This is a genomic window from Kocuria palustris, from assembly GCF_016907795.1.
In the GTDB taxonomy this organism is placed as follows: Bacteria; Actinomycetota; Actinomycetes; order Actinomycetales; family Micrococcaceae; genus Kocuria; species Kocuria palustris.
Window position 1 is genome coordinate 245607 of the sequence record NZ_JAFBCR010000001.1, and the last position, 16143, is coordinate 261749.

Sequence of the window (16143 nt, forward strand, 5' to 3'; positions counted from 1 at the left end):
GCTCTGGAGCCAGGAGGCAGAACATGACGGAGAACACCCACTCGACCCCGGGCCAGGATCAGGCGCGCCCGGAGCGTCCGCGCACGGCCGAGCTGCTCGTGGTCACCGGTCTGTCCGGGGCGGGGCGCTCCACGGCGGCCAACGCCCTGGAGGATCAGGGCTGGTACGTCGTCGACAATCTGCCGCCGCAGATGCTGCAGACACTGGCGGATGTGGTCTCCCGCTCGCCGGAGGCCATCCCGCGCCTGGCGGTCGTGATCGACGTCCGCGGCAAGGCCCTGTTCGACGACATGCAGGACACGCTCTCGGCGCTGGAGGCCAACGGGGTCGAGTTCTCGATCCTGTTCCTCGAGGCTTCGGACGAGGTGCTGGTCGCTCGCTACGAGCACCAGCGCCGTCCTCATCCGCTGCAGGCCGGAGGCCGGATCCTGGACGGCATCGCAGCCGAGCGCCGGCTGCTCTCGGCGCTGCGCGAATCCGCCGACGTCGTGCTGGACACGTCGTCGTTCAACGTCCACGGCCTGTCGAAGGCGGTCGCGGATCTGTACTCCACGAACGGCCCCGTGGTCCTGCGCCTGACCGTCATGAGCTTCGGCTTCAAGTACGGCGTGCCCGCCGACGCCAACTACGTCGCCGACGTCCGCTTCATCCCGAACCCCCACTGGGTGCCGGCCCTGCGCCCGCGCACCGGACGGGACAAGGAGGTGCGCGACTACGTCTTCCAGGGCGACGGAGCCCGCACGTTCGTGGAGCGCTTCACCTCCATGCTGGAGCCGGTCTTCGAGGGCTACCGCACGGAGAACAAGCACTACGCGACCATCGCGATCGGCTGCACCGGCGGCAAGCACCGCTCGGTGGCCATGACCGAGGAGGTCGCCAAGCGGCTGTCCAAGCTGCCGCGCGTCGTCGTGAACGTCGAGCATCGGGACGTGGGCCGCGAGTAGGCCGCCGCCCCGACCCACGACCGCCACGATCACCTGGACCGCACCATGACCGAGAACCGACTGCCCGACGCCCCCCCGCAGGGACGCTCGCCGCAGAGCCCCCGCCAGGGCGGCGCAGCGCCGCGACCGCGGCGCCAGAGCGGCCGCTCCGTCGTCGCCCTGGGAGGCGGCCACGGCCTGTCCGCCTCGCTGTCGGCGCTGCGCCTGCTGACCAAGCGGCTCACTGCCGTGGTCACCGTCGCCGACGACGGCGGCTCCTCAGGTCGGCTCCGCCAGGAGCTGGACGTCCTTCCCCCCGGCGACCTCCGAATGGCCCTGTCGGCGCTGTGTGATGACTCCGACTGGGGGATGACCTGGCGCGACGTCATGCAGCACCGCTTCGACTCCGGGCCGGAGCGGCTGAGCTCGCTCGACGGCCACGCGCTGGGCAACCTGCTGATCGTGACCCTGTGGGAGCTGCTCGGCGATCCCGTCGAAGGCCTGCGCTGGGCCGGCGCCCTGCTGGAGGCCGAGGGCACCGTGCTGCCCATGTCGCTGACTCCGCTGGTCATCGAGGGCGAGGTCCCGGATGACACCGCCCCCGAGGGCCTGCGCACCGTCACCGGCCAGGTGGATCTGGCGCGCGAGCCGTACATCCGCGACGTCCGGCTCCTGCCGGTCGACGCCGAGCCGTGCCTGCAGGCTCTGAGCGCGATCGAGTCGGCCGACTGCGTGATCCTGGGCCCGGGCTCGTGGCACACCTCGGTGCTGCCGCACCTGCTCATGCCGGAGATGCGCCAGGCGATCCGCGACACCGAGGGCATGAAGTTCGTGACCATGAACCTGTCCCGGGATTCGGAGACGCAGGGCAAGACGAGCGCACAGGAGCTCGAGATCCTGCGCCACTACGCCCCGGACGTCGGGATCGACGCCGTCGTGGCCGATCCGAGCTCCGTGGAGGACCGCGAGGCCCTGGAGCGGGCGGCGGCGCGGATGGGCGCGATCGTGCACTTCGCCGATCTGCGCCGGGCTGAGGGGCTGTCGATCCACTCGCCGCTGAAGCTGGCGGCGGCGTATCAGGAGGTCATGGAGCGCTGAGCCGCTGCCGCGACCGCCCTGGTCGCACCGGGAACGATGCACCGTCGAATGGGCGGTGAGCAGGGGCTGCCGCTATGGTGTCCCGGTGCCTCCGGCGCGCTTCGGGCTGATGCGCGCCGGAGCACCCCCACAGCTTCTGCACCGAAAGGAATCTGATGTCCCTCACGGCATCGGTCAAGGAGGAGCTCGCCCGCACCGAGGTCACCAAGGCCTCGGAGCGCCGCGCTGAGCTCTCCGCCGTCCTGCGCTTCTCCGGCGGCCTGCACATCGTCTCCGGGCGCATCGTCATCGAGATCGAGCTGGACACGGCTGCGGTGGCCCGGCGCATGAGGTCCATCGTCATCGAGGAGTTCGGCCACGCCTGCGAGCTCGGCGTGATCTCCGGCGGAGGAGGACTGCGCCGAGGCAGCAACTACGTGCTGCGCGTGGCACGGGACGGCGAGGCCCTGGCCCGCCGCACCGGCCTGCTGGATGCGCACGGACGACCGGTGCGCGGGCTGCCTCCGGTCGTGGTCAACGGCTCGGTCGGCGATGCCGCCGCCGTGCTGCGCGGAGCCTTCCTCTCCCACGGCTCGCTCACAGAGCCCGGGCGCTCCGGTGCCATGGAGTTCTCCTGCCCCGGTCCCGAGGCGGCTCTGGCGCTGGTGGGTGCGGCCCGTCGCCTGGACGTGATCGCCAAGGCGCGCGAGGTCCGCGGCGGCGACCGGGTGGTGATCCGCGACGGAGATGCGATCGCCGCGCTGCTGACCCGCATGGGCGCCCATGACTGCCTCATGACGTGGGAGGAGCGGCGCATGCGCAAGGAGGTCCGTGCGACCGCCAACCGCCTCGCCAACTTCGACGACGCCAACCTGCGCCGCTCGGCGCAGGCAGCCGTGGCCGCCGGCGCGCGCGTCGAGCGGGCCATGGAGATCCTCGGCGACGACGTCCCCGAGCACCTGCGAATGGCCGGCGAGCTGCGCCTGGCCAACAAGCAGGCCTCCCTGGACGAGCTGGGGCGCCTGTCGGATCCGGTGCTGACCAAGGATGCGATCGCCGGGCGCATCCGCCGACTGCTGGCCATGGCCGACCGCCGCGCCGAGGAGCTGGGCATCGCCGGCACCGAGGGCGGGGAGCCGGGCGAGCGCGCCTGAGCCGGAAGGCGACCTCCGGGCCGCCTTCATCGGCCTGAATGTTGGTTTATGTGTGTTCCTGTGCCGAGGGTGCCCGAGGAAGTCGGGCTTTTCTCTGCGATCCTCTGGGCAACTGCGGTCCATGCCACTAGACTGAAGGGGACGAGAGGCTGAAGGGCCCGGAACGACAGCGTCGATCCGGGAGCGCCCGGACGGACGTGCGAACAGTTGCGTTCCCTCGGAAGCCCACTCAACCTCGAGCGATCAGATGTGCGCCCGGCTCTGAACCGCTGGGACGGACTGGTTGCGCACTCGTCGAACGACGTCACCTCAGACAAGGAGATCGATCGCAGTGACCATCAAGGTTGGCATCAACGGCTTCGGCCGCATCGGACGCAGCTTCTTCCGCGCAGTCCGCGAGCAGGGCGAGAACATCGAGATCGTCGCCGTGAACGACCTCACCGAGGCGCAGACGCTGGTTCACCTGCTGAAGTACGACTCCATCAACGGCCGCTTCCCGGGTGAGGTCTCGCTCGAGAACGACACCCTGACCGTGGACGGGCACGAGGTCAAGCTGCTGGCCGAGAAGGATCCGGCGAACCTGCCCTGGGGCGAGCTCGGCGTGGACATCGTCGTGGAGTCCACCGGCTTCTTCACCAACGGCGACGCTGCCAAGGCCCACCTGGAGGCCGGCGCCAAGAAGGTCGTCCTGTCCGCTCCGGGCAAGAACATCGACGGCACCTTCGTGTTCGGCGTCAACGCGGACTCCTACGATCCCGCCACGCAGAACATCGTCTCCGGCGCGTCCTGCACCACGAACTGCCTGGCTCCCATGGCCAAGGTCCTCAACGACGAGTTCGGCATCGAGCGCGGCCTGATGACCACCATCCACGCATACACCTCGGATCAGCGACTGCAGGACGCCCCCCACAAGGACCTGCGCCGCGCCCGTGCCGCCGCCCTGAACATGGTCCCCACCACCACCGGTGCGGCCGCGGCCGTCGGCCTGGTGCTGCCGGAGCTGCAGGGCAAGCTGGACGGCTTCGCCGTGCGCGTTCCCACCCCCACCGGCTCGCTGGTGGACCTCACGATCGACGTCGCCAAGGACGTCACCGTCGAGTCGGTCAACGCGGCCATGAAGAAGGCCGCCGAGGGCCCCATGAAGGGCATCATCGAGTACAGCGAGGATCCCATCGTGTCCAAGGACATCGAGGGCTACCCGGTCTCGACCGTGTTCGACGCCCCGCTGACCAAGGTCATCGACAACCAGGTCAAGGTCATCGCCTGGTACGACAACGAGTGGGGCTACACCTCCCGCCTGGTCTCCCTGACGAACCTGGTCGCCTCCAAGTTCTGATCGAGCCTCTGCACGACCGCCTGCTCGGCCCCGGCCGGCACCTGGTCGTGAGGCACCTCGCGCGCGGGGCACTGCAGCTGTTCGCTGCGGCGCCCCGCGCGCTGTCGTCTGCGCACCCGCGCACCGACATCGGAGCTGCAACCGCCGTTCCGCCCGCGCAGACGGGATACTGGAGGCAGTCCGCGCCGCGGACCCGCCGGACCCCGCGCGGGCACCGCCAGAAGCCACAAGAAGGGAACACCGCCATGGCCAAGTCACTGGATGATCTGCTCGCCGAGGGCGTCTCGGGACGCCGCGTCCTGGTCCGCTCCGATCTCAACGTGCCGCTCGACGGCTCGACCGTCACCGACGACGGCCGCGTCCGCGCCTCGCTGCCCGTGATCACCAAGCTCTCGGAGGCCGGCGCCCGCGTCATCGTGTGCGCCCACCTGGGCCGCCCCAAGGGCCAGGTCGATCCCCAGTACTCGATCGCCCCGGCTGCCCAGAAGCTCGCCGAGCTCTCGGACCTCGACGTCCAGGTTGCCTCCGATGTCGTGGGCGAGGACGCCCAGGCCAAGGCCGAGGCGCTGAGCGACGGCCAGGTCCTGGTCATCGAGAACGTGCGCTTCGATCCCCGCGAGACGTCCAAGGACGAGACCGAGCGCCATCAGTTCGCCCAGGAGCTCGCTGCCCTCACCGGTGAGAACGGTGCGTTCGTGGGCGATGCCTTCGGTGCCGTGCACCGCAAGCACGCCTCCGTCTACGACGTCGCCAAGATCCTGCCGTCCTACCTGGGCGATCTCGTCAAGACCGAGGTCGACGTCCTGACCAAGGTCGTCTCGAATCCCGATCATCCGTTCGTGGTCGTCATGGGCGGATCCAAGGTCTCGGACAAGCTCGCCGTGATCGAGAACCTCATCGGCCGCGCCGATCAGCTGCTGATCGGCGGTGGCATGGTCTTCACCTTCCTCAAGGCGCAGGGCTACTCGATCGGCTCCTCGCTCGTGGAGGACGATCAGCTCGACACCGTGAAGGGCTACCTCGATCGCGCGGCGGGGGAGGGCACGGAGATCGTCCTGCCCACCGACATCGTCTACGCGGCCTCCTTCAGCGCCGACGCCGAGCACGAGGTCCGTCCCGTCGAGGACATCGAGGGCGGCTCCATGGGCGACTCCGGCATGGGCCTGGACATCGGACCGGACTCCGCCAAGGCCTTCGCGGAGGCCATCCGCGCCGCCAAGACGATCTTCTGGAACGGGCCCGCGGGCGTGTTCGAGATGGAGGCGTTCTCCGGCGGCACCCGGGCGATCGCCGAGGCGCTGGCCGAGGGCTCGGGCATGTCCGTCATCGGCGGCGGCGACTCCGCAGCCGCCGTGCGCACGCTCGGCTTCTCGGACGACCAGTTCGGACACATCTCCACCGGCGGCGGCGCATCCCTGGAGTTCATCGAGGGCAAGGAGCTGCCGGGCGTCGCCGTGATGGGCTGATCCGCTCCCGCTTCATCGCCGCCGTCGTCGTGCCGAGCACGGGCCGCACGACGACGGCGGCGCAACCCCGCACCGACAGGCCCCGTGGGCCGCACACGAAGGAGACTCCCATGACCTCGCAGACCAATGGCGCATTCGATCGCACTCCGCTGATCGCCGGCAACTGGAAGATGAACCTCGACCACCAGCAGGGCGTGGCTCTGCTGCAGAAGCTGGCGTGGACGCTGCAGGATGCCAAGCACGACTTCGACCGCGTCGAGGTCGCCGTGTTCCCGCCCTTCACCGCCCTGCGCTCCGTGCAGACCGTCGTGACCGGCGATGACCTGCCCGTGCGCTTCGGCGGCCAGGACCTCTCCGATCAGGATTCCGGCGCCTACACCGGCGACATCTCCGGGGAGATGCTGGCCAAGCTCGGCTGCACGTACGTGCTGGTCGGGCACTCCGAGCGCCGCACGATCCACGGCGAGACCGACGAGCAGTGCCGGGCCAAGATCGAGGCCGCCCACCGCCACGGCCTGACCCCGGTGCTGTGCGTCGGCGAGGGCCTCGAGGTCCGCGAGGCCGGCCGGCACGTGGAGCACACGCTGGAGCAGGTCCGCGGCTCGATCAAGGGCCTGCCGGCCGAGAAGGTCGCCCAGCTCGTCATCGCCTACGAGCCCGTGTGGGCCATCGGCACCGGCAAGGTCGCCGGAGCGGAGGATGCCCAGGAGATGTCGGCGGCCATCCGCGCCGAGCTCGTGAAGCTCTACGACGAGCAGACAGCCCAGTCGACCCGCATCCTCTACGGCGGCTCCGTGAAGTCCAAGAACGTCGCGGAGATCCTGCGCGGCAAGGACGTCGACGGCGCCCTGGTCGGTGGTGCCAGCCTCGATGCGGATGAGTTTGCTAGCATTGTGAAGTTCGAGCAGCACCTCACGACCGACTGATCTCGCTCGGTCGGCTGCCCGGACCACGACTTCAGAGGGAGATCCATGGAGATCCTGCAAGACATCCTGCTGGGGATCATCGTCCTCACCAGCGTTCTGGCGGTCGTCCTGGTCCTGCTCAACAAGGGCAAGGGCGGCGGACTGTCGGACATGTTCGGCGGCGGCATGACCCAGTCGCTGAACACGTCGGGCGTCGCGCAGAAGAACCTCGTGCGGCTGACCACCACGGTGATCATCGTCTGGGCTGTGTGCATCGCCGCCTACGGCATCTCGATGCGCTTCATGGAGACCGCGGCTCCGACCGCCGGACTCTGAGCCGCAGTCGCCGCAGGAAAGAGGCCCTGCCTCCCCTTCTCGGGGAGGCAGGGCCTCTTTGCTGTGCTCCATCTCAGCCGCGGCCCTCGGGAAGGGCGTCGGGCGTGCCGTAGAGGCGCGTGCTGACGGTGCCCCGGGCACCGCAGGCCGGCGTCTGCTCGAGCGGACCTCCGGCCAGCAGGCGGCCCACGGCCTCGGTCTTGTCCTCGCCGGCCACCACGAACCACACGTGGGCGGCGGTGCGGATCAGCGGCAGCGTCATGGACACGCGCAGCGGGGGCGGCTTGGGGGAGTCGTGGACGGCCACCACAGTGGCCTCCTCGATCTCCAGCTCCGGATGCCCCGGGAACACCGAGGCCACATGGCCGTCCGGGCCCACGCCCAGCAGGGCGATGTCGAGGGGCGGAAGCCCGCCGGTGCCCTGATCGGCGGCCGCAGCGCGAAGCTCGTCGAGGTAGTCCTGCGCGGAGTCCTCCGGCGTGGAGAACTCATCGGCGCTGCCGATCACGTGGACGTTCTCCGGCGGCAGCTGCAGTTCGGGGGCCGCGGCGGTCACGGCGTCCATGGCCTGCTGCACATTGCGCTCGGAATCGCCGCGGGGCAGGAAGCGCTCATCCGACCACCAGAAATCGATCCGGGACCAGTTCAGGTCCTGCTCCGTGGTCCGCGAGGCCGCGGCTAGGGCAGCGACTGACTTGGTGCCCATGGTCCCGCCGGTGAGGGCGATCGAGGCGCGGCCGCGCTGCCGCTGGGCCTGCGCGAGGACCGCGATCGCCTCGCGGGTCACCAGGTCGGCGAGCTCGTCCTTGGACGAGGCGGTGCGGATCTCGGGTGCGCTCATGACCGCTCCTCCGTGAGGTGCTCCTGCTCGGCTGCCTCGGCGTCGGCCTCCTGGCCGGAGATCCACAGCTGATCCGTCGATTCTGCGGGATCCGCGAATCCGGACTCGGCGGGGGACTGCCCGGCCTGGAACAGGGTCTCGAAGTCGACCACCGCGCGCAGGACGTCGCCGTAGACCTCATCCGGGTCCAGGCGGCGCAGCTCCTCGGCCAGGCAGGCGCTGAGGGTCCGGTGCGGCAGGGCGACCGTCTGGTCGTGCTGACCGGGCTGGCTCAGCGTGGCCAGGGTGTCGCCTGGGCGGTCCAGGACGATCTCGCCGTCCTCGCGGACCAGGCGGACCGTGTCCAGGCCGTGCTCGCAGTGCTCCGGGTGCTCCAGGCGCACGGGGCAGTCCAGCCGAGAACCCAGCCAGGACCCCAGCAGCCGGACGCGGGAGGAGTCCTCGGCGCCGGTGATGACGACCTCGACCATGGGGCTGGGCGGGGCCTGCTCGTAGGCCGCCGAGAGCTGGACGCGCCACATGGTCAGCCGCGTCCAGGAGATGTCGGTGTCGCCGGGACGGTAGTTGGCCGCCAGGTCTGCCAGCGTCTGCACGACGTCCTCCGCGGTGGTGGAGTCGGTGATGCGGCGGTGGGCGATCCGGCCGATCGACGACGCGGCGGGGCTGACCGGCACCCGATGCGGCCACCAGGCCACGATGGGGGCGTCCGGCAGCAGCAGCGCCGAGACCAGGGTCTCGGACGGCTCGGCGAGCTCGCCGTAGCCGTGCAGCACGACGACCTCCGAGGCACCGGCGTCGCCGCCGGCGCGGACCTGGGCGTCCAGGCGCGTGGAGTCGTTCACGGAGTGCGCCACGTGCATGATGATGCGGCACGGGTGCTCGTGGGAGGCCTCGATCGCGGCATCCAGGGCCTTCTCGGAGTGCCCGGCTTCGGCCACGATCACGAGCGTGAGGACGCGGCCCAGGGTGACCACGCCGCTCTCCTCGCGCAGGCGCTGCAGGGTCTTGTCGACGTCTGCGGTGGTGGTGTTCTCGAGGGTGATGATCACGGTCGCCTCCAGGTCCTTCCTTCTCGCTGCATCAGCCGGTCCGCCGATGCTGGTCCCCAGGAGCCGGGGGCGTAGGTCTCGGGGCGCACGTCATGGGCGGCCCAGTACTGCTCGAACGGGTCGAGGATCTTCCAGGACAGCTCGACCTCCTCGTGATCCGGGAACAGCGGCGGCTCGCCGAGCAGCACGTCCAGGATCAGGCGCTCGTAGGCCTCGGGGGAGGACTCGGTGAACGCATGGCCATAGCCGAAGTCCATGGTGACGTCGCGGATCTCCGACTGCGTGCCGGGGACCTTCGAGCCGAAGCGGATCGTCACGCCCTCGTCGGGCTGGATGCGGATCACGACCGCGTTCTGACCGAACTCCTCGGTGTCGTGCGGGGTGAACAGGCGGTTGGGGGTGCGCTTGAAGATCACCGCGATCTCGGTCACGCGCCGGCCCAGGCGCTTTCCGGCCCGCAGGAAGAACGGCACGCCCTGCCAGCGGCGGTTGTCGACCTCCAGGCGCAGCGCCGCGAAGGTCTCCGTGCGCGAGTCCGAGGGGATGTCCTGCTCCTCGAGGAAGCCCTTGACCTCCTCGCCGCCCTGCAGGCCCTCGCCGTACTGGCCGATGGCCGAGGACTCGCCGAGGTCGTCGCCGAGCACGACGGCCGAGAGGACCTTGGCCTTCTCGTAGCGCAGCGCACGGGCGGTGAAGCTGCCGGGCTCCTCCATGGCGGTCAGCGCCAGCAGCTGCAGCAGGTGGTTCTGGATGACGTCGCGGGCCGCGCCCACGCCGTCGTAGTACCCGGCGCGGGTCCCGATCCCGATCGACTCCGCCATGGTGATCTGCACGTGATCGATGTGGTCGGCATTCCACAGGGGCTCGTACATGGCGTTGGCGAAGCGCATGGCCAGGATGTTCTGGACCGTCTCCTTGCCCAGGTAGTGGTCGATCCGGAAGATCGCGTCGTGGGAGAACACGCTCTCCACGATCGAGTTGAGCTCCTTGGCGGATTCGAGATCGTGGCCGAAGGGCTTCTCGATGACCACGCGGCGCCAACCCTCGGCCTCGGGGTTCTCCGCCAGGCCGTGCTCGGCCAGCTGCTGGCACACGAGCTCGAAGGCCTTGGGCGGGATCGAGAGGTAGAAGGCGTGGTTGCCCCGGGTGCCGCGGTCCTCATCGAGCTCGGCGAGGACCTCGGCCAGGCGGTCGTAGGCGGCGGAGTCGTCGAACTCGCCCTGCACGAAGCGCAGGCCGGCGGCGAACTGCTGCCACACGGTCTCCTGGAACTCGGTGCGGGCGTTGGCCATCACCGACTTGCGGGCGTAGGCGGCGAAGTCCTCGTGGCTCCACTGGCGGCGTCCGAAGCCGACCAGCGAGAACGACGGCGGCAGCAGGCCCCGGTTCACGAGGTCATACATGGCGGGCAGCAGCTTCTTGCGGGCGAGATCGCCCGTCACGCCGAAGAGCACGAGGGCCGACGGTGCGGCAACGCGGGCGAGGCGGCGATCGCGGGGATCGCGCAGCGGATTGGTCGAAGGAGGTGCGGAATGCGGCACGGGGCTCCTCTGGAGAGCAGGGCTGGGGTGCGGGCACGACGTCGGGTGCGCGGAGCATCCGAGGACGTCGGGCGGGGACGAGACTACTCCTGCCCGACGACGGCCGAGCGGCGACGGCGGGGGAGCAGCGCGAGAACGCGGCGAGAGCCGGGTCCGGCGTGCGCGGCGCCGCCGCCCTGAGAGCGGGCGACGGCGCGGCGCAGGCTGAGGCCGGATGGGGTCCGGTTCTGCCAGGACCGGGTCAGCGGCCCAGGATCGCGTGCAGGACGTCGAGCACCTGGCTGACGCCGGTCTCGCGATCGGTGAGGCGCAGCTGCAGCACGGGGCGGTCGTGCTCGCGCAGCACCTGGGCGTCGCCGTCGGCCTGGGCGGAGATCAGCTCGCCGAAGGTGAAGTCGCCGCCCGGGATGTCCAGGTCGGTGTCCGAGGCTGCAGTGATCTGCAGGAACGAGCCCACGGGGGTGCCGCCCTTGTGGAACTGACCGGTCGAGTGGAGGAAGCGCGGGCCCCAGCCGAACGTGGTGGGACGTCCGGTGATGCTGGCCAGCAGCGGACGGGCATCCTCGAGCTCGGTCCAGGTCAGACGGTCGAAGTACGCCTGGACAGCCAGGTAGCCGTTGTCCGGCAGCGTCTTCAGCAGAGCCTGGATGGCCCCGCGCAGGTCATCGGCTCCGCCCAGCAGCGAGGCGTCGCCGCGGATCTCCACGGAGCCGTCGACGAGGTCCGCCGGAGTCGGCTCGGGCTTGTCCGCGAGCACGGCGCGAGTGGCGATCTTGGCGGACTCGACATCCGGCTGATCGAACGGGTTGATCTTCAGCAGGGCGCCGGCCACGGAGGTGGCCACCTCCCACAGCAGCATCTGCGCGCCGAGCGAGCCGGCGACCGCCACGGCGTCGACATCTCCAGTCAGGACGCTCTCGTCGTCCGAGGCCACCAGCAGCGCCGGCAGGACGTCGGCGGCCACGGGGGCCTGCAGCTCGGGAGCGTCCTGGCCCACGACGACGGGGAGGATGCCGGTGCCGAGCTTGCCGGTCGACTCGGCGATCAGCTGCTCGGCCCAGTCGGCGAATCCGACGATGCCGGAGCCGCGGTCCTGCAGCACGATCTTGTCGCGCAGCGGCGAGGTGCCGCCAAGGGCCGCACCGAGGCGCAGAGCCAGGTTGTCCTCGGCGTCCTCGCGCAGCATCTCGGCGGCGGCCTCGGCGTCATCCAGCAGGGCGGTGATGTCTGCGCCTGCCAGCCCCGAGGGGACCAGGCCGAAGGCCGTCAGGGCGGAGAAGCGCCCGCCCACCGAGGCATCGGCGTTGAAGACGGCGCGATACCCGGCCTCGCGGGCGGTCATATCGAACGGGGAGCCCGGATCGGTCACGACCACCAGACGGCGCGCCGGATCGATCCCGGCATCCGTGAAGGCCTTCTCGAAGGCGCGACGGGCCGAGTCGGTCTCGACGGTCGAGCCGGACTTGGACGAGATGATCGCCGCGGTGCGGCCGATGCGATCCGACAGCGCCGCCTGGACCATCACCGGGTCCGTGGAGTCGAGCACAAACAGCTCCACGCCTGCGGTGCGGGTGATGACCTCGGGGGCCAGCGAGGAGCCGCCCATGCCCGCGAGCACGAAGCGGTCGACGCCCTCGGCCTCGAACGCCGAGCGAAGCTCGAGGATCTCCTCGATCAGGGGGCGGGAGACGTCGTGCGCCTCGACCCAGCCCAGGCGCTTCGAGGCCTCGTCCTCGGCGTCGGCGCCCCACAGGGTGTGGTCCTTGGCGAACAGCCGCGAGGCGAAGCGGTCCTCGACGAGCTGCGGCACGTGGCGATCGATGGCTTCGCGGGCGGCGCCCGCGGCGGTGACGGAAAGGGTGCTCATGATGTCCTCTCGATGAGCGGGGCTCCGGTTCGGCCGTCGGCGGCCGATCTGCCTCGCGATCCGATGCTTGAAGTCCTGCGATGCTGCGGTCCTGCGGTGCGTCGGCCCGTCCGCTGCGGCGACGGCCGGAGCGGACGGGCCGACGGGGGCCACCGGACAGCGAGCAGACGCGAGATCCGGTGGCCTGAGGGACTCAGCGCGAGGAGTCCAGCGCCGACTGCACGGTCTCGAGCAGCTCGGCCCAGGAGGCCTCGAACTTCTCGACGCCCTCCTTCTCGAGCAGGTTCACGACCTCGTCGTAGTCGATGCCCAGCTCGGCCAGGCGGTCCAGGTGCGCGTTGGACTCGTCATAGGTGCCGGTGATCGTGTCGCCGGTGATCTCCGAGTGATCGGCCACGGCGTCCAGGGTCTTCTCCGGCATGGTGTTCACGACGTCGGCGGCCACCAGTCCGTCCACGTAGAGCGTGTCCGGCAGCGACGGGTCCTTGGTGCCGGTCGAGGCCCACAGGGGGCGCTGGGCGTTGGCGCCGGCCGAGGCCAAGCGCTTCCAGCGCTCCGTGGAGAACGCCTCCTGGTAGACCTGGTAGGCCAAGCGGGCATTGGCCAGGCCGGCCTTGGACTTCAGCGCGGTCGCCTCATCGGTGCCGATGGCATCCAGGCGCTTGTCGACCTCGGAATCCACGCGGGAGACGAAGAACGAGGCGACCGAGTGGATCTTCGAGAGGTCCTTGCCGTTCTCCAGCGCCTGCTCCAGACCGGTCTGGAAGGCGTTGATGACGGCACGGTAGCGCTCGAGCGAGAAGATCAGGGTCACGTTGACCGAGATGCCCTCGGCCAGCGTGGCAGTGATCGAGGGGAGGCCGACCTCGGTGGCCGGGATCTTGATCAGCACGTTGTCGCGATCGATGGTCTGCGCCAGGCGCTGGGCCATCTCCGAGGTGGCCTGGGCGTCATTCGCCATCCGGGGATCGACCTCGATCGAGACGCGGCCGTCCTTGCCCTGGGTCGCCTGGGCGATCGGGGCGAAGACGTCGCATGCGTCGCGGACGTCGTCGGTCGTGATCCGGAAGACGGCCTCGTCGACGTCGACGCCCTCGGCGGCCAGCTCCTTGACCTGAGCCGCGTAGGACTCCCCGTTGGACAGCGCGCCCGCGAAGATCGTGGGGTTCGTGGTCACGCCCACGACGTCCTTGGTGTCGATGAGCTCCTGCAGGTTGCCGGTGCTCAGACGCTCGCGGGAGAGGTCGTCGAGCCAGATGGAGACTCCGGCCTGGGAGAGCTTGGCAGTGGTGTCGGTCATGATGATGCTCCTGTGATGTCGAAGGATCGTCAGTGCGTCTGCGGTGCAGGCGACGCTGCGTGGTCGTGCTGGGGCCGGTGACTGCGGCCGACGGATCGGCCGCAGTCACCGGGTGCGTCACTTCGCGGCGGCGATGGACTCCTGGGCCTTCTCGACGACGGCCTCGGCGGTGATGCCGAACTCGCTGTAGAGGCGCTCGTAGGCGGCGGAGGCGCCGAAGTGCTCGAGCGAGACAGCGCGGCCGTTCGAGCCGAGCAGGTCGTTCCAGGACATGGCGATGCCGGCCTCGACGCTCACGCGGGCGGTGAGCTCGCGGGGGATCACGGACTCGCGGTAGTCCTGGTCCTGGGCGTCGAACCACTCGCGGCACGGCATGGACACGACGCGCGCGCCGATGCCCTTCTCCTTGAGCTGCTCGCGGGCCTCCACGGCCAGCTGCACCTCGGATCCGGTGCCGATGAGGACGACGTCCAGGGACGTGCCCTCCGGGGCGTCGGCCAGGACGTAGCCGCCCTTGGCAGTGCCCTCGGCCGAGGCGAAGGCCTCGCCCTCGCCGTCCGGGTGGATGTCCTCGCGGCGGAACGTGGGGACGTTCTGGCGGGTCAGCGCCAGGCCGGAGGGGCTCTCCGTGGTCTCCATGATGGTCCGCCAGGCCACCGAGGTCTCGTTGGCGTCGGCCGGGCGCACGACGTTCAGGCCCGGGATGCCGCGCAGCGAGCTGAGCTGCTCGACCGGCTGGTGCGTGGGGCCGTCCTCGCCCAGGCCGATCGAGTCGTGGGTCCAGATGTAGATCGACGGGACCCGCATGACCGCGCCGAGGCGCACTGCCGGGCGCTGGTAGTCCGAGAAGATCAGGAACGTGCCCGAGAAGGCGCGCGTCTGCGACGACATGGTGATGCCGTTGACGATGGCGGCAGCGGCGTGCTCGCGGATGCCGAAGTGCAGGACGCGTCCGTACGGGTCCGCCGAGAACTTCTTGGTGGTGCGGCTGGACGGGTTGAACGAGTTGGCCGACTCGATCGTGGTGTTGTTCGATCCCGCGAGGTCGGCGGAGCCGCCCCACAGCTCGGGGAAGGTGTCGGCGATCGCGTTGATGACCTTGCCGGAGGCCGCGCGGGTGGCCACGGTCTCACCGGCAGGGAACTGCGGGAAGGCCTCGGCGTAGCCCTCGGGGAGGGTGCCGTCGCGCAGGCGGTCGTAGAGCTCGGCGCGGTCCGGGTGGGCCTGGCGCCACTCGGCGAAGCCCTTCTCCCACTCCTCGCGATCGGCCTTGCCGCGCTCGACGAGCTCGCGGGTGTGCGACAGGACCTCGTCCTCGATCACGAAGCTCTGCTCGGCGTCGAAGCCGAGGACCTTCTTGGTGGCCGCGAGCTCCTCGGCACCGAGCTTGGAGCCGTGGATGCCGCCGGTGTTCTGCTTGCTGGGCGCCGGGTAGCCGATGATCGTCTTGAGGCAGATCAGCGACGGGGCGGAGGTCTCCGCCTCCGCAGCCCGGATGGCGTCGTGCAGGGCCTGGACGTCCTCGACGTACTCGTTGCCGTTGGGACCACCTGCGGTCCAGTCCACGGTCTGGACGTGCCAGCCGTAGGCCTTGTAGCGCTCGGCGACGTTCTCGGTGAACGCGACGTCGGTGTCGTCCTCGATCGAGATCTGGTTCTGGTCGTAGATCGCGATGAGGTTGCCGAGCTCCTGGTGCCCGGCCAGCGACGACGCTTCAGAGGTCACGCCCTCCTGGAGGTCGCCGTCGGAGACGATCGTGTAGACGCGGTGGTCGAACGGGGACTGGCCCGGAGCGGACTCGGGGTCGAAGAGCCCGCGGGTGTAGCGCTGGGCGTAGGCGAAGCCCACGGCCGAGGAGAGGCCCTGGCCCAGCGGGCCGGTGGTGATCTCCACGCCGGCCGTATGGCGGTACTCCGGGTGGCCCGGGGTCTTGGAGCCCCAGGTGCGCAGCTCCTCCAGGTCCTTCATCTCCAGGCCGAACCCGCCCAGGAAGAGCTGGATGTACAGCGTCAGCGAGGTGTGGCCCGGGGAGAGGATGAAGCGATCGCGGCCGGTCCAGCGATCATCGCTGGGGTCATGGCGCATGACCTTCTGGAAGAGCAGGTAGGCGGCCGGGGCCAGGCTCATGGCCGTCCCGGGATGTCCCGAGCCCACCTTCTCCACGGCGTCCGCGGCGAGCACGCGGACGGTGTCCACGGCGCGGCGATCGACATCGGTCCAGGTGAGTGTCTGATCAGACTGAGGCACAGGTGCACTGTCCTTTCTCGGGGTGCGTGGCACCGCTCGCACGTGCGGCGATGCCTGAGTCGTGGGTCCAGCCTAGATCACCCGTCGGTCAGCGGAAGGGG

13 protein-coding genes are annotated in these 16143 nt (G+C 70.1%); 7 read left to right on the plus strand and 6 right to left on the minus strand.

Annotated elements, in window-relative coordinates; translation table 11 throughout:
* Window positions 1–23 precede the first annotated feature (23 nt).
* From rapZ to secG, 7 genes are all read left to right on the plus strand, one after another.
* Window positions 24–944, plus strand: a complete 921-nt coding sequence (gene rapZ, locus JOE55_RS01060; protein ID WP_006213191.1) for an RNase adapter RapZ — start codon at window positions 24–26, stop codon at window positions 942–944.
* A 45-nt stretch (window positions 945–989) separates the two neighbouring features.
* Window positions 990–2021, plus strand: coding sequence for a gluconeogenesis factor YvcK family protein (locus JOE55_RS01065; RefSeq protein ID WP_204781744.1), 1032 nt, complete (start codon window positions 990–992; stop codon window positions 2019–2021).
* 155 nt (window positions 2022–2176) lie between these two features.
* Complete coding sequence (gene whiA, locus JOE55_RS01070; RefSeq protein ID WP_204781745.1) at window positions 2177–3154, plus strand: DNA-binding protein WhiA; 978 nt, start codon at window positions 2177–2179, stop codon at window positions 3152–3154.
* 331 nt (window positions 3155–3485) lie between these two features.
* Window positions 3486–4490 carry a type I glyceraldehyde-3-phosphate dehydrogenase gene (gap, locus tag JOE55_RS01075; protein WP_006213188.1) on the plus strand — a complete coding sequence of 335 codons (1005 nt, stop codon included), beginning with the start codon at window positions 3486–3488 and terminating at the stop codon, window positions 4488–4490.
* Between the two features lie 245 nt (window positions 4491–4735).
* Window positions 4736–5956, plus strand: a complete 1221-nt coding sequence (locus JOE55_RS01080; protein ID WP_204781746.1) for a phosphoglycerate kinase — start codon at window positions 4736–4738, stop codon at window positions 5954–5956.
* A gap of 110 nt (window positions 5957–6066) precedes the next feature.
* Window positions 6067–6882, plus strand: coding sequence for a triose-phosphate isomerase (tpiA, locus tag JOE55_RS01085; protein WP_204781747.1), 816 nt, complete (start codon window positions 6067–6069; stop codon window positions 6880–6882).
* Window positions 6883–6927: 45 nt separating this feature from the next.
* Complete coding sequence (gene secG / locus JOE55_RS01090) at window positions 6928–7197, plus strand: preprotein translocase subunit SecG (RefSeq protein ID WP_204781748.1); 270 nt, start codon at window positions 6928–6930, stop codon at window positions 7195–7197.
* 73 nt (window positions 7198–7270) lie between these two features.
* Here secG and pgl read toward each other — a convergent pair whose 3' ends face one another.
* The 6 genes from pgl to tkt form a co-directional block, all read right to left on the minus strand.
* Window positions 7271–8038 (minus strand): 6-phosphogluconolactonase, encoded by a 768-nt coding sequence (pgl, locus tag JOE55_RS01095; RefSeq protein WP_204781749.1) that lies wholly within the window; start codon window positions 8036–8038, stop codon window positions 7271–7273.
* On the minus strand, window positions 8035–9087 hold the full coding sequence (locus JOE55_RS01100) for a glucose-6-phosphate dehydrogenase assembly protein OpcA (protein WP_024290451.1): 1053 nt from the start codon (window positions 9085–9087) through the stop codon (window positions 8035–8037). Before JOE55_RS01100 ends, pgl begins: the two co-directional genes overlap by 4 nt.
* The gene (gene zwf, locus JOE55_RS01105; RefSeq protein WP_029643793.1) at window positions 9084–10628 is read right to left on the minus strand and encodes a glucose-6-phosphate dehydrogenase; all 1545 of its coding nucleotides are present in this window, start codon (window positions 10626–10628) and stop codon (window positions 9084–9086) included. Before zwf ends, JOE55_RS01100 begins: the two co-directional genes overlap by 4 nt.
* A gap of 241 nt (window positions 10629–10869) precedes the next feature.
* Entirely contained in the window at window positions 10870–12495 is a 1626-nt protein-coding gene (locus JOE55_RS01110) for a glucose-6-phosphate isomerase (protein WP_204781750.1), read from the minus strand.
* A gap of 193 nt (window positions 12496–12688) precedes the next feature.
* Window positions 12689–13795 (minus strand): transaldolase, encoded by a 1107-nt coding sequence (tal, locus tag JOE55_RS01115; RefSeq protein WP_024290448.1) that lies wholly within the window; start codon window positions 13793–13795, stop codon window positions 12689–12691.
* A gap of 117 nt (window positions 13796–13912) precedes the next feature.
* A complete protein-coding gene (tkt, locus tag JOE55_RS01120; RefSeq protein ID WP_204781751.1) occupies window positions 13913–16042 on the minus strand; it encodes a transketolase in 2130 nt (709 codons plus the stop codon).
* Between the last annotated feature and the right edge of the window lie 101 nt (window positions 16043–16143).